The sequence below is a fragment of the Streptomyces sp. MRC013 genome (assembly GCF_023614235.1).
In the GTDB taxonomy this organism is placed as follows: Bacteria; Actinomycetota; Actinomycetes; order Streptomycetales; family Streptomycetaceae; genus Streptomyces.
This window is the reverse complement of the sequence record NZ_CP094264.1, coordinates 3725186-3743252: the sequence shown is the minus strand read 5'-3', so window position 1 is coordinate 3743252 and position 18067 is coordinate 3725186. Positions and strand designations below refer to the sequence as shown.

The 18067-nt window shown below is 71.8% G+C and carries 13 protein-coding genes, 2 tRNA genes and 2 pseudogenes; 5 read left to right on the top strand and 12 right to left on the bottom strand.

From position 1 onward, the window contains the following. Window positions 1-2: 2 nt before the first annotated feature. Both folC and LUW75_RS17010 read right to left on the bottom strand, forming a co-directional pair. Window positions 3-1526 carry a bifunctional tetrahydrofolate synthase/dihydrofolate synthase gene (folC, locus tag LUW75_RS17015; protein WP_250336369.1) on the bottom strand — a complete coding sequence of 508 codons (1524 nt, stop codon included), beginning with the start codon at window positions 1524-1526 and terminating at the stop codon, window positions 3-5. Window positions 1527-1710: 184 nt separating this feature from the next. After that, a complete protein-coding gene (locus tag LUW75_RS17010) occupies window positions 1711-4332 on the bottom strand; it encodes a valine--tRNA ligase (protein WP_250336368.1) in 2622 nt (873 codons plus the stop codon). A 138-nt stretch (window positions 4333-4470) separates the two neighbouring features. Here LUW75_RS17010 and LUW75_RS17005 point away from each other — a divergent pair, with 138 nt between their 5' ends. Continuing rightward, window positions 4471-5448 carry a hypothetical protein gene (locus tag LUW75_RS17005; RefSeq protein ID WP_250336367.1) on the top strand — a complete coding sequence of 326 codons (978 nt, stop codon included), beginning with the start codon at window positions 4471-4473 and terminating at the stop codon, window positions 5446-5448. Window positions 5449-5521: 73 nt separating this feature from the next. On the opposite strand, the gene clpX is transcribed toward LUW75_RS17005, so the two are convergent. The 5 genes from clpX to LUW75_RS16980 form a co-directional block, all read right to left on the bottom strand. Continuing rightward, window positions 5522-6805, bottom strand: a complete 1284-nt coding sequence (gene clpX, locus LUW75_RS17000) for an ATP-dependent Clp protease ATP-binding subunit ClpX (RefSeq protein WP_250336366.1) — start codon at window positions 6803-6805, stop codon at window positions 5522-5524. A 157-nt stretch (window positions 6806-6962) separates the two neighbouring features. Further along, entirely contained in the window at window positions 6963-7622 is a 660-nt protein-coding gene (locus LUW75_RS16995; protein ID WP_250336365.1) for an ATP-dependent Clp protease proteolytic subunit, read from the bottom strand. A 77-nt stretch (window positions 7623-7699) separates the two neighbouring features. Continuing rightward, a complete protein-coding gene (locus LUW75_RS16990; RefSeq protein WP_250337709.1) occupies window positions 7700-8305 on the bottom strand; it encodes an ATP-dependent Clp protease proteolytic subunit in 606 nt (201 codons plus the stop codon). A 235-nt stretch (window positions 8306-8540) separates the two neighbouring features. Beyond that, window positions 8541-9923 (bottom strand): trigger factor, encoded by a 1383-nt coding sequence (gene tig / locus LUW75_RS16985; RefSeq protein ID WP_250336364.1) that lies wholly within the window; start codon window positions 9921-9923, stop codon window positions 8541-8543. A gap of 177 nt (window positions 9924-10100) precedes the next feature. Further along, window positions 10101-10177 (bottom strand) — tRNA-Pro (locus LUW75_RS16980). Between the two features lie 137 nt (window positions 10178-10314). Between LUW75_RS16980 and LUW75_RS16975 the strand changes: the two genes are divergently transcribed. Then, window positions 10315-10385 (top strand) — tRNA-Gly (locus tag LUW75_RS16975). An 89-nt stretch (window positions 10386-10474) separates the two neighbouring features. Here the strand turns inward: LUW75_RS16975 and LUW75_RS16970 are convergent. Then, on the bottom strand, window positions 10475-10669 hold the full coding sequence (locus tag LUW75_RS16970) for a hypothetical protein (RefSeq protein ID WP_250336363.1): 195 nt from the start codon (window positions 10667-10669) through the stop codon (window positions 10475-10477). A 400-nt stretch (window positions 10670-11069) separates the two neighbouring features. Here LUW75_RS16970 and LUW75_RS16965 point away from each other — a divergent pair, with 400 nt between their 5' ends. Beyond that, on the top strand, window positions 11070-12179 hold the full coding sequence (locus tag LUW75_RS16965) for an acyltransferase family protein (protein WP_250336362.1): 1110 nt from the start codon (window positions 11070-11072) through the stop codon (window positions 12177-12179). On the opposite strand, the gene LUW75_RS16960 is transcribed toward LUW75_RS16965, so the two are convergent. Together LUW75_RS16960 and LUW75_RS16955 are read right to left on the bottom strand one after the other, a co-directional pair. Then, window positions 12166-12615 carry an HD domain-containing protein gene (locus LUW75_RS16960; RefSeq protein WP_250336361.1) on the bottom strand — a complete coding sequence of 150 codons (450 nt, stop codon included), beginning with the start codon at window positions 12613-12615 and terminating at the stop codon, window positions 12166-12168. The two genes, LUW75_RS16965 and LUW75_RS16960, sit on opposite strands and share 14 nt — an antisense overlap. Before the next feature lie 21 nt (window positions 12616-12636). Next, window positions 12637-13785 carry a PP2C family protein-serine/threonine phosphatase gene (locus tag LUW75_RS16955; RefSeq protein WP_250336360.1) on the bottom strand — a complete coding sequence of 383 codons (1149 nt, stop codon included), beginning with the start codon at window positions 13783-13785 and terminating at the stop codon, window positions 12637-12639. Window positions 13786-13893: 108 nt separating this feature from the next. Here LUW75_RS16955 and LUW75_RS16950 point away from each other — a divergent pair. Next, a pseudogene (locus LUW75_RS16950) lies at window positions 13894-15122 on the top strand (GNAT family N-acetyltransferase). A gap of 28 nt (window positions 15123-15150) precedes the next feature. Here the strand turns inward: LUW75_RS16950 and LUW75_RS16945 are convergent. Continuing rightward, window positions 15151-15960, bottom strand: coding sequence for an Fpg/Nei family DNA glycosylase (locus tag LUW75_RS16945; protein WP_250336359.1), 810 nt, complete (start codon window positions 15958-15960; stop codon window positions 15151-15153). Between the two features lie 3 nt (window positions 15961-15963). Next, window positions 15964-16451: pseudogene (locus LUW75_RS16940) on the bottom strand (ribose-5-phosphate isomerase). A 162-nt stretch (window positions 16452-16613) separates the two neighbouring features. On the opposite strand from LUW75_RS16940, the gene LUW75_RS16935 reads away from it, so the two are divergent. Continuing rightward, entirely contained in the window at window positions 16614-18047 is a 1434-nt protein-coding gene (locus LUW75_RS16935; RefSeq protein ID WP_250336358.1) for an amino acid permease, read from the top strand. Window positions 18048-18067: the final 20 nt, after the last annotated feature.

Genomic DNA, 18067 nt, shown 5'->3' with positions numbered 1-18067 from the left:
CGTCAGCCCTTCCGGAGGAGAAGCCGGGCCTCGCCGACCGTGATCACCGAACCCGTCACCAGCACGCCCGCGCCCGCGAACCCGCCCTCCTCCTCGGCGAGCGTGACGGCCGCCTCCAGCGCGTCGTCGAGGCGCGGCTCGACGACCACCCGCTCCTCGCCGAAGACCTCCACCGCGATGGCGGCGAGCGCGTCGGGGTCCATCGCGCGGGGCGTGGAGTTCGCCGTGACGACGATCTCCGCGAAGATCGGTTCGAACGCCTCCAGGAGGCCCCGCACGTCCTTGTCGCCGCTGGCGCCGACCACACCGATCAGCCGCGAGAAGCCGAACGCCTCGCGGACGCCGTCCGCCGCCGCCTGCGCGCCGGCCGGGTTGTGCGCGGCGTCCAGGACGACGGTGGGGCTGCGCCGGACGACCTCCAGACGGCCGGGCGAGGCGACGGCGGCGAAGGCCCGGCGGACCGTGTCGAGGTCCAGGGGCCGGGCGTGCTGCGCGCCGATCCCGAAGAACGCCTCGACCGCGGCGAGCGCCACGGCCGCGTTGTGCGCCTGGTGCGCCCCGTACAGGGGGAGGAAGACGCCCTCGTACTCGCCGCCGAGGCCGCGCAGGGTCAGCAGCTGGCCGCCGACGGCGACCTCCCGGGAGACGACGCCGAACTCCATGCCCTCGCGGGCGACGGTGGCGTTCACGGCGACGGACCTCCTGAGGAGCACCTGCGCCGCGTCCACCGGCTGCTGCGCGAGGATCACGGTGGCGTCCTGCTTGACGATCCCGGCCTTCTCGCCGGCGATCTCGGCGGGGGTGGAGCCGAGCCGGTCGGTGTGGTCCAGGGAGATCGGGGTGACGACGGCGACGGATCCGTCGATCACGTTCGTCGCGTCCCAGCTGCCGCCCATGCCGACCTCGACGACGGCCACGTCGACCGGGGCGTCGGCGAACGCGGCGTACGCCATGCCGGTGAGGACCTCGAAGAAGGACAGCCGGTGCTCCTGGGCGGCGTCGACCATCTCGACGTACGGCTTGACGTCGCGGTACGTCTCGACGAACCGCTCGGCGTCGATCGGGGCGCCGTCCAGGCTGATCCGCTCCGTGATCATCTGGACGTGCGGCGAGGTGTACCGGCCGGTGCGCAGGTCGAACGCGCCGAGCAGGGCCTCGATCATGCGGGCCGTGGACGTCTTGCCGTTGGTGCCCGTGATGTGGATGGAGGGGTACGCGCGCTGGGGCTCGCCCAGGACGTCCATGAGGGCGGTGATCCGCTGGACGGAGGGCTCCAGCCGGGTCTCGCCCCAGCGGCTGGAGAGCTCCTGCTCGACCTCCCGCAGCGCCTTGTCGACCTCCGGGTCGGCGGGCCGCGCCGGTACGGGGTCGCCCTGCGGCGGGCCGGCCTGGGTGCGCAGGGTGCGGCTTCCGGCCTCGATCACCGCCAGGTCGGGGTCTCGGGTGGTCTCCGCCTGGACGATGTCGTCGAAGTCGGGGACGTCGTCGCGGTCCGGACGGTCGCCGGACGAGGGCTGCTCACTCACGCCGCCCAGTCTACGGAGGGCCGCCGACACCGCCGGTCGCCGCCCCGGGCGCACGGCGGGACCCCGGGCCGAGTCGGCCGCGGGCCGGTCCGGGCGACCCCGCCCCGGGCACACGGCGGGGTCCCGGAACCCGAGCGGTTCCGGGACCCCCGGTGGTGTGCGGCGGGCCGGCCCGGCGGGCGGGTCAGCCCCGGGGCAGGTTGTCCAGCTGGGCCTGGACGCGGGCGATGTCCTCGTCCGCCTGGGCGAGCCGTGTGCGGATCTTCTCCACGACGTGGTCCGGAGCCTTGGCGAGGAAGGCGTCGTTGCCGAGCTTCGCCCGGGCCTGGGCCTTCTCCTTCTCGGCCGCGGCCAGGTCCTTCGCCAGGCGCTTGCGCTCCGCCTCGACGTCGATCGCGCCCGACAGGTCGAGCGCGACCGTGGCGCCGGCGACCGGCAGGGAGGCGGTGGCGTGGAAGCCCTCGCCCTCCGGCTGGAGGCGCAGCAGCTGGCGGATGGCCGCCTCGTGCGGCGCGAGCGCCGTACCGGCCAGGTCCAGACGGGCCGGGACCTTCTGCCCGGGCTGGAGGCCCTGGTCGGAGCGGAACCGGCGGACCTCGGTGACGACGCGCTGGACCAGCTCGATCTCCTTCTCCGCGGCCTCGTCGCGGAAGCCGCTGTCGCCCGGCCAGTCGGCGACGACGAGGGACTCCCCGCCGGTGAGCGTGGTCCACAGGGTGTCGGTGACGAACGGGACGATCGGGTGCAGCAGGCGCAGCATCACGTCGAGGACCTCGCCGAGGACGCGCGCGGAGACCTTCGCCTGCTCGCCGCCCGCGAAGAACGTCGTCTTGGACAGTTCGACGTACCAGTCGAAGACCTCGTCCCACGCGAAGTGGTAGAGGGCCTCGCTGAGCTTGGCGAACTGGAAGTCCTCGTAGTACGCGTCGACTTCGGCGACGGTCTTGTTGAGGCGGGAGAGGATCCAGCGGTCCGCGGCCGTCGTCCGGGAGGCGTCCGGCAGGGGGCCCTCGACGGTGGCGCCGTTCATCAGGGCGAAGCGGGTGGCGTTCCAGATCTTGTTGGCGAAGTTCCGCGATGCCTGGACCCAGTCCTCGCCGATCGGCACGTCGACGCCCGGGTTGGCGCCCCGCGCCAGGGTGAAGCGGAGGGCGTCGGAGCCGTACTCGTCCATCCAGTCGAGCGGGTCGACGACGTTCCCGAAGGACTTCGACATCTTCTTGCCGTTCTGGTCGCGGACCATGCCGTGCAGGGCGATGGTGCGGAACGGCGGGGTCCCGTCCATCGCGTAGAGACCGAACATCATCATCCGGGCGACCCAGAAGAAGAGGATGTCGTATCCGGTGACCAGGACGGAATTCGGATAGAACTTCGCCAGGCTCCCGGTCCGTTCGGGCCAGCCGAGCGTGGAGAAGGGCCAGAGGCCGGACGAGAACCAGGTGTCGAGGACGTCGGTGTCCTGGTGCCAGCCGTCGCCGGACGGGGGCTGCTCGTCGGGGCCGACGCAGACGACCTCGCCGTTCGGCCCGTACCAGACGGGGATGCGGTGCCCCCACCACAGCTGGCGCGAGATGCACCAGTCGTGCAGGTTGTCGACCCAGTCGAAGTACCGCTTCTCCATCTCCTGCGGGTGGATCGCGACCCTGCCGTCGCGGACCGCGTCGCCGGCGGCCCGCGCGAGCGGGCCCACCCTGACCCACCACTGCATCGACAGGCGCGGCTCGATGGTGGTCTTGCAGCGCGAGCAGTGGCCGACGGAGTGGGAGTAGGGGCGCTTCTCGGCGACGACCCGGCCCTCGGCGCGGAGGGCGGCGACGATGGCGGAGCGGGCCTCCAGCCGGTCCAGGCCCTGGAAGGGGCCGTGGGCGGTGATGACGGCGTGCTCGTCCATGACGGTGAGGGAGGGCAGGCCGTGCCGCTGGCCGATCTCGAAGTCGTTCGGGTCGTGGGCCGGGGTCACCTTGACGGCACCGGTGCCGAACGCGGGGTCGACGTGCTCGTCCGCGACGACCGGGATGCGGCGGCCGGTGAGCGGCAGCTCGATCTCCCGGCCGACGAGGTGGCCGTACCGCTCGTCCTGCGGGTGGACGGCGACGGCCGTGTCGCCGAGCATCGTCTCGGCACGGGTGGTGGCGACGACGATGGAGTCGTCCCCCTCCCCGTACCGGATGGAGACGAGTTCGCCGTCGTCGTCCTGGTACTCCACCTCGATGTCGGAGATGGCCGTGAGGCAGCGGGGGCACCAGTTGATGATGCGCTCGGCCCGGTAGATCAGCTCGTCGTCGTAGAGCTTCTTGAAGATGGTCTGGACGGCCCGGGACAGCCCCTCGTCCATGGTGAACCGCTCGCGGGACCAGGCGACGCCGTCGCCGAGGCGGCGCATCTGGCCGGAGATCCGCCCGCCGGACTCGGCCTTCCACCGCCAGACGCGCTCGACGAACGCCTCACGCCCGAGGTCGTGCCGCGACCTGCCCTCCTTGGCCAGCTCGCGCTCGACGACGTTCTGCGTGGCGATGCCGGCGTGGTCCATGCCGGGCTGCCACAGCGTCTCGAAGCCCTGCATGCGCTTACGGCGGGTGAGGGCGTCGATGAGCGTGTGCTCGAAGGCGTGGCCCAGGTGGAGGCTGCCGGTGACGTTCGGCGGCGGGATGACGATCGCGTACGGCGGCTTGTCGCTGTTCTCGTCGGCGTCGAAGTAACCGCGCTCCACCCAGCTCTCGTACAGCTTCCCCTCTACCTCGGCCGGCGCGTACTGGGTCGGCAGTTCGGGGGCGGATGCTGGCTGCTGCTGAGTGTTCTCGGTCACGGACCCAGTTTAGAGGTGTCACAGCCGCGTACTGAAACGGGAATGTTCCGTGACGGTGCGCACTCCGCGCTCCTCGGGAAGCGTTCCTTCGGTCAAGATGTGGGCAACGCGTAAACGTCTGGATGAGGGAAACCCCTGATGAGCTACAACCAGCCGGGCCCGTACGGCGGGCAGCCCCAGCAGCCCGGGCCCTACGGCCAGCCGGGCCCGTACGGCCAGCCGGGCCCGTACGGCCAGCCCCCGCAGGCGCCGCAGCCCGGTTACGGCTACCCGCAGCAGGCGCCGCCGCCCCAGCCGGGGTACGGCCACCCGCAGCAGCCGGCCCCGTACGGCCAGCCGCCGCAACCCGGTGCGTACGGCCAGCCGCCGCAGCAGCCGCCGTACGGCGGCGGTCCGGGGTACCCGGTCCCGCCGCGGCCCCCGAAGAAGAAGACGGGCCTGGTCGTCGGGGTGACCGCGGGTGTGGTGGCCCTGGGCGTGGGCGCGTGGTTCCTGTTCGGGGGCCTCGGCGGCGGCAACGGCGCGGTGGCCGACGACACCAGGGGTTACAAGATCACGCCGGCGGCGTCGATCGGCGAGTACCAGAAGGACGGCGGGGACCGGCCCGTCAAGCTGGACGCCAAGATGACGGCCAACGCGACCGCCATGGGCATCAAGAACCCGCAGATGGTCGTGGCCAACTACAAGGCGGGCGGCGGTTCCGGCACGACGGTGGGCCGCAACATGAGTCTCAACGGGACCTGGGGCGAGATCACCGACCCGGAGAAGGCCATAGACATGGGGTTCGCCAACTACACCAAGAAGGAGAGCACCCAGTTCGGCGGGGCGTTCGAGCTGGAGCCGGTCGGCAGCCCGGAGGGCAAGACCCCGGCCGGCTTCGAGGGCGCCCTGATGAAGTGCCAGTACCTGAAGCTCATCAACCCCAACGGTGACGGCAGCGCGGAGAAGGGCCCCAAGGAGGCGCGGATCCCGACCTGCATCTGGGCCGACTACAGCACCTACGGCGTCGTCAACACGATCGACATGCTCGCCGCGGCGGCCGGGCAGGCCCCCACGCTCGACCAGACGGCCGAGCTGGCCGCCCAGCACTACAAGGACTCCCGCTCCAAGGCCTGATCGGAGCCGGTACGGCGGAGGGCGCCCGCCCGGTGGTGAACCGGGCGGGCGCCCTCCGCCGTACCGAGCGGGGCTACGCGCTCTTCTCGTGGCGGCCCTGGTCCGTGACGACGCGGGGCACCAGGGTCGGGTTGACGTTGTTGTGGACGACGTCCTCGGTGATGACGACGCGGGCGACGTCCTTGCGGGACGGGACCTCGTACATCACCGACATGAGGACCTCCTCCATGATGGCGCGCAGGCCCCGGGCGCCCGTACCGCGGAGGATGGCCTGGTCGGCGATGGCCTCCAGGGCGGGGCGGTCGAAGTCCAGCTCCACGCCGTCGAGTTCGAAGAGGCGCTGGTACTGCTTCACCAGGGCGTTGCGGGGCTCGACGAGGATCTTGAGGAGGGCCTCGCGGTCCAGGTTGTGGACGGAGGTGATGACGGGGAGGCGGCCGATGAACTCGGGGATCATCCCGAACTTCACCAGGTCCTCCGGCATGACCTCCTGGAACTGGTCGCTCGCCTCGATCTCCCGCTTGGAGCGGATCGTCGCGCCGAAGCCGATGCCCTTGGCACCGGCCCGCGACTCGATGATCTTCTCCAGGCCGGCGAAGGCCCCGCCCACGATGAACAGCACGTTCGTCGTGTCGATCTGGATGAACTCCTGGTGCGGGTGCTTGCGGCCGCCCTGCGGCGGGACGGAGGCGGTCGTGCCCTCCAGGATCTTCAGCAGGGCCTGCTGGACGCCCTCACCCGACACGTCGCGGGTGATGGACGGGTTCTCGCTCTTGCGGGCCACCTTGTCGATCTCGTCGATGTAGATGATGCCCGTCTCGGCCTTCTTGACGTCGTAGTCGGCCGCCTGGATGAGCTTGAGCAGGATGTTCTCGACGTCCTCGCCGACGTACCCGGCCTCCGTGAGCGCCGTCGCGTCGGCGATGGCGAACGGGACGTTCAGCATGCGCGCCAGCGTCTGGGCGAGCAGCGTCTTGCCGGAGCCCGTGGGACCCAGCAGCAGGATGTTGGACTTGGCGAGCTCGATCGCGTCGTCCCTGCCCTGGCCGCCGCCGTTCTCACCGGCCTGGACGCGCTTGTAGTGGTTGTACACCGCGACCGAGAGGGCCTTCTTCGCCGGCTCCTGGCCGACGACGTAGCCCTCCAGGAATTCGTAGATCTCGCGCGGCTTGGGGAGTTCCTCCCACCGCACCTCGCTCGTTTCGGCGAGTTCCTCTTCGATGATCTCGTTGCAGAGGTCGATGCACTCGTCGCAGATGTACACACCGGGGCCTGCGATGAGCTTCTTCACCTGCTTCTGGCTCTTTCCGCAGAACGAGCACTTGAGCAGGTCGCCGCCATCACCGATGCGTGCCACGAGGTGCTTCCCCTTCGCCTGGGAGCGGCTTGTTCGCAGCCGGCTCCTGGTGCCTCATATCCGACGGTACCTTGCCGGGCCCCCCGTTCGGGCCCCCCTTGGCACGGTTCGCGCCGACGGAGGTCCGCGGCGGGCCGTGCCAAGGGAAGGTCGAGCGTCAGGCCGCCGAGGCCGCCGTGCTCTTGCGGGTCGAGACGATCTGGTCGATCAGGCCGTACGCCAGGGCGTCCTCGGCCGTGAGGATCTTGTCGCGCTCGATGTCGTCGCGGATCTTCTCGATCGGCTGCGTGGAGTGCTTGGCGAGCATCTCCTCCAGCTGGGTGCGCATCCGGAGGATCTCGTTGGCCGCGATCTCCAGGTCGGAGAGCTGCTCGCGGCCGGTGCCGCCGGAGGGCTGGTGGATCAGCACGCGCGCGTTGGGCAGGGCCATGCGCTTGCCGGGCGTGCCGGCGGCGAGGAGGACGGCCGCGGCGGAGGCCGCCTGGCCCATGCAGACGGTCTGGATGTCCGGCTTCACGAACTGCATCGTGTCGTAGATCGCCGTCAGCGCGGTGAAGGAGCCGCCGGGGCTGTTGATGTAGACCGAGATGTCGCGGTCCGGGTCCATCGACTCCAGGCACAGCAGCTGCGCCATGACGTCGTTGGCGGAGGCGTCGTCGATCTGGACGCCGAGGAAGATCACGCGCTCCTCGAAGAGCTTGGCGTACGGGTCGTACTCGCGCACGCCCTGGGAGGTGCGCTCGACGAACCGGGGGACGACGTAACGGCTGTCCACCTGCGGGCCGGTGTAGAGGCCGCTCGCGGAGAAGTTGCTCATTGGGGTGTTCACCATCCTGGTGGCGTTCGGCGGGCTGCTGGGGGCGGGGGGCGGGGGCTGTCGGCGCGGCGGAGGGCTCAGGCGCCGGTGCCGCCACCGCCCGGAACGCCCGAGGCGGCGGAGATGATCTCGTCGATCAGGCCGTACTCCTTCGCCTCGTCCGCGGTGAACCAGCGGTCGCGGTCGCCGTCGCGGATGATCGTCTCCACGGTCTGGCCCGAGTGGCGGGCCGTGATCTCGGCCATGCGCCGCTTGGTGCGGAGGAGGTACTCGGCCTGGATCTTGATGTCCGAGGCGGTGCCGCCGATGCCGGCGGAGCCCTGGTGCATCAGGATGTCGGTGTTGGGCAGGGCGAAGCGCTTGCCCGCGGCGCCGCCGGTCAGCAGGAACTGGCCCATGGAGGCGGCCATGCCCATGCCGATCGTGACCACGTCGTTCGGGATGTACTGCATGGTGTCGTAGATCGCCATGCCGGCCGTCACCGAACCGCCGGGGCTGTTGATGTACAGGTAGACGTCCTTGTCCGGGTCGGCGGCGAGGAGGAGCATCTGCGCGGTGATCTTGTTCGCGATGTCGTCGTCGACCTGCTGGCCCAGGAAGATGATCCGCTCGCCGAGCAGCCGGTTGTACACATGGTCGCCGAGGCCACCACCGATGGACGGCTCACCCGCGGCGTAAGGCATCAGATTCGTCACGTATCCACCTGCTCGTCTCTGACGGCTGCGGCCGTCTCAGCGTCTGTCGTACTGGGGGCGGGACTCCCCTGCCCTCGTATTCATGGACCCTAACGCGCAGGTGGGCGGGCGCCATCCCGGTTCCCGAACTGTTCGCTCGGAGCGCAAGGTTCCTCGGGTACGGCGGCGGGCCCCGGCCGCACAGTGCGTCCGGGGCCCGCCGCGGAGCCCGGGGCGAGGCCGGTCAGGCCTCGGTCCGCTCGTCGGAGGCGTCCTCGGCGGAGGCCTCGGTGCCCTCGGCGGCCTCGTCCTCGTCCTCGTCCTCCATGACGACCGGCTCGCCGTTCGTGTCGACGACCTTGGCGGACTCGACGACGAGCGCCAGGGCCTTGCCGCGGGCGACCTCGCCGACGAGCATCGGGACCTGGTTGCCCTCGACGACGGCCTGGGCGAACTGGTCCGGGCTCATGCCGGAGGACGCGGCGCGGCGCATCAGGTGCTCGGTCAGCTCGTCCTGGTTGACGTTGAGCTTCTCCTTGGAGACGAGCTCGTCCAGGATGAACTGGGTCTTGATGCCCTTGACCGCCTGCTCCCGGGTCTCGGACTCGAACTCCTCGACCGTCTTGCCCTGGAGCTCCAGGTACTTCTCCAGGGTGAGGCCCATCTGGCCGAGCTGGTGGTGCTCCAGGTTGTGCTTGCGGGTGTTGACCTCGTCCTCGAGGAGCTTCTCGGGGATCGGTACCTCGGCCAGCTTCAGCAGCTCGTCCAGGACGCGCTCCTGGGCCTGGGTGGCCTGGTCGTACTCCTTCGTGTTCTCCAGGCGCTTGCGGCTGTCGGCCCTCAGCTCGTCGAGCGTGTCGAACTCGCTCGCCATCTGGGCGAACTCGTCGTCCAGCTCGGGGAGCTCGCGGGCGGCGACCTGGGTGACCTTGACGGTGACCTCGGCCTCCTTGCCCTCGGCGGAGCCGCCCTTCAGCGTGGAGGTGAAGGTGGCCTCGCCACCGGCCTCCAGGCCGGTCACGGCCTCGTCGATGCCCTCCAGGAGCTCGCCGGAGCCGATCGTGTACTGCACGCCGGTGGCCACGCCGTCCGGGAGGACCTCGCCGTCGACCTTGGCCTCGAGGTCGACCGTCACGACGTCGCCCTCGGCGGCGGCGCGCTCGACCGGGGAGGTGGAGGCGAAGCGCTCGCGCAGCTGCTCCACGGCCTTCTCGACGTCCTCGTCGGTGACCTCGACCGCGTCGACGGTGACCTCGATGCCGGAGAAGTCCGGGATCTCGATCGCCGGGCGGACGTCGACCTCGGCGGTGAAGGCCAGCAGCTCGCCGTCCTTCAGCTCGGTGATGTCGACCTCGGGCTGGCCGAGGGGGTTGACCTCGGCCTCGTTGACCGCCTCGGTGTAGAGCTTGGGGAGGGCGTCGTTGACGGCCTCTTCCAGCACCGCACCACGGCCGAACCGCTGGTCGATGACCCGGGCCGGGATCTTGCCCTTGCGGAAGCCCTTGACCGTGACCTGCTGGTTGATCTTCTTGTACGCCGCGTCGAGGCTGGCCTTGAGCTCCTCGAAGGGCACCTCGACAGTGAGCCGAACCCGGGTCGGGTTCAGGGTCTCCACGGCGCTCTTCACGGTTCGGTCTCCTTGGTGGCTGATTCTGGGTTTCAGCTGGGGCGCTGACTGCGGCGGCCCAGCGGATCGGCCCGGTCAGAGAGACACACGGGCTCGTAGCTTGCATAGTAACCGCAAGGAGTACGGGCCCCACAACGTGATCTTGCCGCGTCCGACGTGCGCGTGGCGGTCGTGTCGTGGTCGGGGTGGCGGGATTTGAACCCACGGCCTTCCGCTCCCAAAGCGGACGCGCTACCAAGCTGCGCCACACCCCGTCGGTGCGACACGTAGGGTACATGGCCGCGGGCGCCGCGTCGGCACGGTGAAGGGGTGTGCGGCCCGGTACGGGGACCCGCTACGATGCTTCACGTGGCGCGGCCGTCGCTCCTCGGTGACGCGCGGTGTGCCGCTTGCGGGCGTAGCTCAATGGTAGAGCCCTAGTCTTCCAAACTAGCTACGCGGGTTCGATTCCCGTCGCCCGCTCTGCACGGACGTCCGGCCCGGCCGGGTGAGCGATCATCCGACCGGGCCGGAGTCGTCTCCGGGGCGCCCGGGGCCCGGGCCGGCCCCGGCTAGAAGTTGATCTTGCTGATGGACGCGGCTATCTCGTTGAGGACCTTGGTGATGGTCGGCCCGACCCCGGAGGACGCGAGGAAGAAGCCGAACAGCGCGGCGACGACGGCGGGCCCCGCCTTGATCGATCCGCTGCGGGTCATCACCACCAGGACGATCGCCAGCAACAGCACCACGGACAGCGAAATGGCCACGATTGATCCCCTCGGTCGGCCCATCAGCACGGCCGGGGGCGCCAGCCCGACACACCCCCGCACGTCCATCGTGCCACTAACGGCCCGTTTCACGCTGCCCGGTGACGGGTTGTGAACCCCCGTGGCACCGGAAAGGGCGGACGGACCCGGCCGACACGGGATCCCGGGGGGATCTCCGCAGCACGCGCGCGGTGGTCCCGCCGGGGCGCCCGCGTGCCCGCCACGGAAAATCCGCAGACTCCCGCCGGGCCTCCCGGAGGGTGCGCGCACCGTGACGACCAGCGGGGTGATGTGCGAATTCCGTGATGGACCGACCTCGTGATTGCGGGCACCGCTGGCCCTGCCCCCGAGGGGATCGCGCGGCTTTCCGAACGGCGCGGCCGGGGCTAGGGTCCCTTGGATGCTCCAACCGCCACGGCAGAAGCAGGTCCGGCGCACCCCCTTCTTCGACAACGCGAAGTACCTGGCGATCGTCCTCGTCGCGGTCGGTCACGCGTGGGAACCGGTCATGGAGGGCAGCCGCGCCACGCGCGCCCTGTACATGTTCGTGTACGCCTTCCACATGCCGGCGTTCGTGATCGTCTCCGGGTACTTCTCGCGGAGCTTCACCGGCCGGCCCGAACAGATGAGACGGCTGGTCGGCGGTGTCCTCGTCCCCTACCTGGTGTTCGAGGTGGCGTACACGCTGTACCGGCGGTGGGCGCAGGACGCGCCGCAGCAGGCGTTCTCGCTCACCGACCCGTCCTACCTGATGTGGTTCCTCCTGGCGCTGTTCGTGTGGCGGCTGTCCGCCCCGCTGTGGCGCTCCCTGCGCCACCCGCTGCCCGTCGCCTCGGCCGTGGCGGTGCTGGCCTCGCTGACCCCGCGCATCGCGGCCGACCTGGAGCTCCAGCGCGTCCTGCAGTTCCTGCCGTTCTTCGTGCTGGGCCTGTCGCTGCGCGAGGAGCACTTCCGGCTGCTGCGGCGGCGGGCCGTGCGGGCGGCGGCCGTGCCGGTCGCGGCGGCCGGGGCGGCCGGGGCGTACGCGGTGGCGCCGCACCTGCGGATGGGCTGGTTCTACCGCGACAGCAGCGCCCAGGAGCTCGGGTACGCGTGGTGGGCGGGGCCGCTGGCGACGGTCGCGCTGGGCGCCGCGGCGCTGGTGCTGACGGCGGCGTTCCTGGCGTGGGTGCCGTCGCGGCGGACCCGGTTCACCGTGCTGGGTGCGGGCAGCCTCTGCGGGTACCTGCTGCACGGGTTCGCGACGAAGGCGTTGCAGTACTGGGAGCTGGTCGACGCGTACCCGGTGCTGGCCACGGCCGCGGGGCGGGTCGGGCTGACGGCGGCGGCGGCCGCGGCGGTGACGCTGATGTGCGCCCCGCCGGTGCGGCGCGCGCTGCGGTGGGTGACGGAGCCGCGCCTGGAGTGGGCGTTCCGTCAGGCGGTGCCCGTGCGGGAGGCCGCGGACCCGCCGTCCCCGCCGGACGCCCGGGGCGCCGGTGCCCCGGGCGGGGCGGTCAGCCGGGTGTGAGGCCGAGCAGGCGCCGTACGCGCGCGTACTTGGCGGTCAGCCGGGACCGGGTCGCTTCGTCGAGGGCGGCGAGCCGGTCCGGATCGGTGTTGTGCGCCAGGTCGGCCTCCTTGACGAGGAGGGCGCCGGGCACGGCGAGGATGCGGGCGGTGTAGTCGGCGAGGTCCTCGCCGGGGTGCCTGGTGAGCGCCGAGACGATGTCCTTGACCTCCTGCGGCAGCGCGGCGCCGGCGAGCCGGTGCGGTGGCAGGACGCCGTCCTCGACGGCGTCGTGCAGCCACGCGGCGGCGACCTGCCCGTCGCTGCCGCCCCGCGCCCGCACCCCCTCGGCGACGGCCCGGAGGTGCTCGGCGTAGGGGCGTCCCGCCTTGTCCGTCTGCCCGGCGTGGGCACGGCGGGCGATCGCTTCGACCTGCTGCAGGGAGAGGTGGGGCACGGGACGACTGTACGCGCCGGTTCAGGCGTCGCGGGAGATCAGGAGCAGCGCGCGGTCGTCGTTGACGTCCCTGGCGCACGCCTCGATGAGGTGCCAGGCCGCGCCGTGGAAGCCCGCGGTGACGTAGCGGTCGGCCTCGCCGGTGAGCCGGTCGATGCCCTCGGCGATGTCGCGGTCGGCGGCCTCGACGAGGCCGTCGGTGAAGAGCATCAGCACGTCGCCGGGGTGCAGGGTGCCCTTGACCGGGTGGAACTCGGCGCCGTCGTAGACGCCGAGCAGCGGTCCGTCGCCGGCCTTCTCCTCCCAGCGGCCGCTGCCCGCGTGGAGCTGGAGGGCCGGCAGGTGGCCGGCGGACAGCAGCTCGTAGTCGCCGGACTCCAGGTCGAGGACGAGGTGGACGGAGGTGGCGAAGCCCTCGTCCCAGTCCTGCCGGAGGAGGTAGGCGTTGGCGGCGGGGAGGAAGCCGTGCGGCGGGAGGGACCCGAGCAGCCCGCCGAAGGCGCCGGACAGCAGCAGGGCGCGGGAGCCGGCGTCCATGCCCTTGCCGGACACGTCGGTGAGGACGGCTTCGAGGGTGCGGCCGCCGTTGGTGCGGGCGGCGACGACGAAGTCCCCGGAGAAGGACTGGCCGCCGGCCGGGCGCAGCGCCATCTCGCGGTGCCAGCCCTTGGGCAGCGGGGGCAGCGCGCTCTGGGCGCGGATGCGTTCGCGCAGGTCGAACAGCATGGTGCCGCCGCGCCGCCAGGGTACGCCGACACGGGCCCGGAACTGGGCGATGAGCAGCCCGAACAGACCGCAGGCGGCGACGACGAGGATGGTGCCGGGGGTGACCCGGGCGGCGCCCTCGGTGTACGGGCCGAGGACGGCGGACTCGACGATCAGCGCGGCCGCGGAGGCGGCGTACAGGCCGAGGAGGCTCGCGGGGCGCAACAGCAGCCCGCCGGCGACGATCGGGAGGACGAGGGCTTCGGGGGCGCACCACACGGGGGTGGTGATCGTCGCGAGCATGATCGCCGGGATGGTGAGGAAGAGCCCCGCCAGGGCGACCCAGTCGGAGCCGTCGCCGCGGAAGTAGTCGACGGCGGACTTGCGCAGCGCGACGCGGGCCCGGCGGACCGCCTTGCGGTACCGGGCCGCGTACGTGTCCGTTCGTGGTGTGCTGCGGGCCATTGGCCTGGACCCTATCCATCCGGGCGGGCGTCGTGCAGGGGGGACCCCCGTGACATTGTGTTCGAAATCGGGTCGCCCCGTGCGGGGAGGGGCTGGTACGGATGGCACATGACGACTGAGCCGAGGGTTCTCACGCCCTCCGAGTGGGACGTGTGGTACCAGCAGTTGGAGTGCGCGTTCGGGGGCGTGTCCGACGTGCCGGAGGAGCGCGCCCTGTGGGAGGCGCTGACCGAGCACGAACGCTCGCTGGGCGTCTGGGACGGGGAGGCGTGCGTGGGGACGGCCGGGGCGTTCTCGTTCCGGCTGTCGGTGCCGGGCGGGGCGGTGGTGCCGGCGGCCGGGGTGACGGCGGTGGGCGTGGCGCCGACCCACCGCAGGCGGGGCGTCCTCACCTCGATGATGCGGCGGCAGCTGGACGACGTGCGTTCCCGGGAGGAGCCGCTGGCGGTGCTGACGGCGTCGGAGCCCGGCATCTACGGCCGGTTCGGCTACGGCCTGGCGACGTGGCGGATGCGGGCCGACATCGACACGGCCCGGGTGCGGCTGTCCGTCCCGGAGGGGACGGACGGCGTACGGCTGCGGCTGGCGCGGCCCGGGGACGCGGCGGCGGCGTGCGAGGCGGTGTACGCGCGGTCGGTGCCGCTGCGGCCGGGGATGCTGGAGCGGCGGCCGGGGTGGGAGCGGCTGCCGCTGCTGGACCCGCCGTCGGAGCGGGGCGGCGCGTCGCCGCTGCAGTGCGTGCTGGCGGAGGGGGAGGACGGGATCGCGGGGTACGCGCTGTACCGGGTGCGGCCGGAGTGGAAGGCGGCGGGGGCCGACGGCACGGTGGTGCTGGAGTGCATGGGAGCGCTTGACCCGGCGTCGTACGCCGCCATCTGGCGCTATCTGTTCGAGATCGACCTGACGTCGACCGTTTTCGCCAAGAACCGGCCGGCGGACGACCCGTGGCAGTACCTCGTGTCGGACGTCCGGCGGTGCGGATCGCGCTGCGGGACGGGATATTCGTACGGCTCGTGGACGTGGGCGCGGCGCTGGAGGCGCGGACGTACCAGACGCCGGTGGACGTGGTCCTGGAGGTGGCGGACGGCTTCTGCCCGTGGAACGCGGGCCGCTGGCGGCTGACCGGGGACCGCGGGGGCGCCCGGTGCGTCCGCACCGGGGATCCGGCCGATCTGGCGCTTTCCGTGCGGGAGTTGGGCGCGGCGTACCTGGGCGGGTTCTCGCTGGTGTCGCTGGCGGGGGCGGGCCTGGTGCGGGAGTTGCGGGAGGGGGCGCTGGCGGAGGCCTCGCTCGCCTTCGGCTCCGCGGTCGCGCCCTGGCTGCCGCACGGCTTCTGAGGCCGGCCCCCGGGGCGGCCGGCCCGGGTCAGCGCCGCTGACAGCCGGGGCACCAGAAGAGGTTGCGGGCGGCGAGATCGGCGGTGCGGATCTCGCCGCCACAGATGTGGCAGGGCAGGCGGGCCCTGCGGTACACGTACACCTCTCCGCCGTGGTCGTCGACGCGCGGCGGGCGGCCCGTCGCCTCGGGGGTGTGCTCGGGGCGCACGGTGTCGATGCGGTTGGTGCGGACGCCCTCGCGCATGAGTGTGACCAGATCTTGCCAGATCGCCGCCCACTCCGCCTCCGCGAGGTCCTTTCCCGCGCGGTACGGGTCGATGCCGTGCCGGAAGAGGACCTCGGCGCGGTAGACGTTGCCGACGCCGGCGACGACCCCCTGGTCCATGAGGAGTGCGGCGATCGTCGTGCGGGAGCGGGAGACGCGGCGCCAGGCGCGGGCCGGGTCGTCGCCCTCGCGCAGCGGGTCGGGGCCGAGCCGGTCGTGGACCGCCCGCTTCTCGGGCTCGGTGATCAGCGCGCAGACGGCGGGACCGCGCAGGTCGGCGTAGGTCTCGGCGCGGGCCAGCCGCAGCCGGACCGTGCCGGTGGGCGGCGGCACCGGGGCGCCGCCGAAGGCGACCTTGCCGAACAGGCCCAGGTGGACGTGGACCCACTCCCCCGCGCCGAAGCCGAGGAAGAGGTGCTTGCCGTGCGCCTCGGTGGTCTCCAGCACGGCGCCGTCGAGGAGTGCGGCGGCGTCGGAGAACGTGCCCTGCGGGCTGGTCGCCCGCACGGCGCGGCCGCCGAACCGCTCCCGGTAGTCGGCGGCCAGCCGGTGGATCGCGTGCCCCTCGGGCACGGGTCAGTCCTGCTGGGGGTGGTGGGCCGGGATCGGGGGAGCTCGCCGGTGGCCTCGTACGCGGCGAGCATCTCGATGCGGCGCGTGTGACGCTCGTCGCCGGAGTACGGGGTGGCGAGGAAGACCTCCACGAACCGGGTGGCGTCCTCGAGCGAGTGCATCCGGGCGCCGACGGCGACGACGTTGGCGTCGTTGTGCTCACGGCCCAGGGCGGCGGTCTGCTCGCTCCAGGCGAGGGCGGCACGGACGCCCTCGACCTTGTTCGCGGCGATCTGCTCGCCGTTGCCGGAGCCGCCGATGACGACGCCCAGGGCGTCGGGGTCGGCCGCCGTCCTCTCCGCGGCGCGCAGGCAGAACGGCGGGTAGTCGTCCTGGGCGTCGTAGATGTGGGGACCGCAGTCGACGGGCTCGTGGCCGTGGGCCTTCAGCCACTCGACGAGGTGGTTCTTGAGTTCGTAGCCGGCATGGTCCGAGCCGAGGTACACGCGCATGGTTCCGAGTGTGGCACGGAGGGTGCCCGGGGGCGGTCGCCGGGGGTGGGCCGGGAGTGACACGCACAACGATCCGGCCCCCCGCCTTCCGCGCCCGGACGCCCCCGGGGTTCAATGCACGGGCTCGTGACCGGAGCAGCCGAGAAAGCCGAGGAACTTCCGATGACCAACCCGAGGAACCTGGCGGAGCAGGGCGGAAAGGCCGGGGAACCCGCTGCCCCGCAGCCCTCCGACGGCCTCAAGGCGGGACTCAAGAACCGCCACCTCTCCATGATCGCCATCGGCGGTGTGATCGGCGCCGGCCTCTTCGTCGGGTCCTCCGGGGGCATCGCCGCGGCCGGGCCCTCCATCCTCCTGTCGTACGCCCTGGTGGGCACGATGGTCGTGTTCGTGATGCGGATGCTGGGTGAGATGGCCGCGGCCAGCCCGGACTCCGGGTCCTTCTCCGCCTACGCGGACCGGGCCCTCGGCCGCTGGGCGGGCTTCTCCATCGGCTGGCTGTACTGGTTCTTCTGGGTCGTCGTCCTGGCCGTCGAGGCGACGGCGGGCGCGGTGATCCTGGAGGGCTGGGTCCCCGCCGTGCCGCAGTGGGCCTGGGCGCTGATCGTCATGGTGGTGCTGACCGCGACGAACCTCGCGTCGGTCTCGTCCTACGGCGAGTTCGAGTTCTGGTTCGCCGGGGTCAAGGTCGTCGCGATCGGCGCGTTCGTCGTCGTCGGCCTGCTGGCGGCCTTCGGGCTGCTGCCCGGCTCCGACAACCCCGGCGCCGGGCTGGCCCACCTGACGGACGCGGGCGGCTTCTTCCCCAAGGGCGCCGGGGCCGTGCTCACCGGTGTGCTGATGGTCGTCTTCTCGTTCATGGGCAGCGAGATCGTCACCCTCGCGGCCGGCGAGTCGGAGAACCCGCGCCGGGCGGTCACCAAGGCCACCAACAGCGTGATCTGGCGCATCGGCGTGTTCTACCTGGGTTCGATCCTCGTGGTGCTGACGCTGCTGCCGTGGAACGACCCCTCGATCGTCGAGAAGGGCTCGTACGTCGCCGCCCTCGACTCCATCGGCATCCCGCACGCCGGGCAGATCATGAACGTGATCGTGCTGACGGCCGTGCTGTCGTGCCTGAACTCCGGCCTCTACACGGCCTCGCGCATGGCGTTCTCGCTGGGCGAGCGCGGTGACGCGCCGAAGTCCTTCGCGCGGGTGAACGCCAAGGGGGTGCCGGCCACGGCGATCTGGGCGTCGGTGGTCTTCGGCTTCGCCGCGGTGTACTTCAACTACGCCTTCAAGGACACCGTCTTCACGTTCCTGCTGAACTCGTCGGGTGCCGTGGCGCTCTTCGTCTGGCTGGTGGTCTGCTTCACGCAGCTGCGGATGCGCGGCATCCTGATGCGGGAGGCCCCGGAGAAGGTCACCGTGAGGATGTGGCTGTTTCCCTACCTGACCTGGGCGACCGCCGCGATGATCCTCTTCGTGCTCGTCTACATGCTCTTCGACGAGGCCAACCGGCAGGTCGTCCTGCTGTCGGTGCTGGTGGCGGCGGTCGTGGTGGCGGTGGGGCTGGTGCTGGACCGCAGGCGCCGGGCGGCAGCGGGCTCCTGAGGAGGCCGCGCGCGACGGCG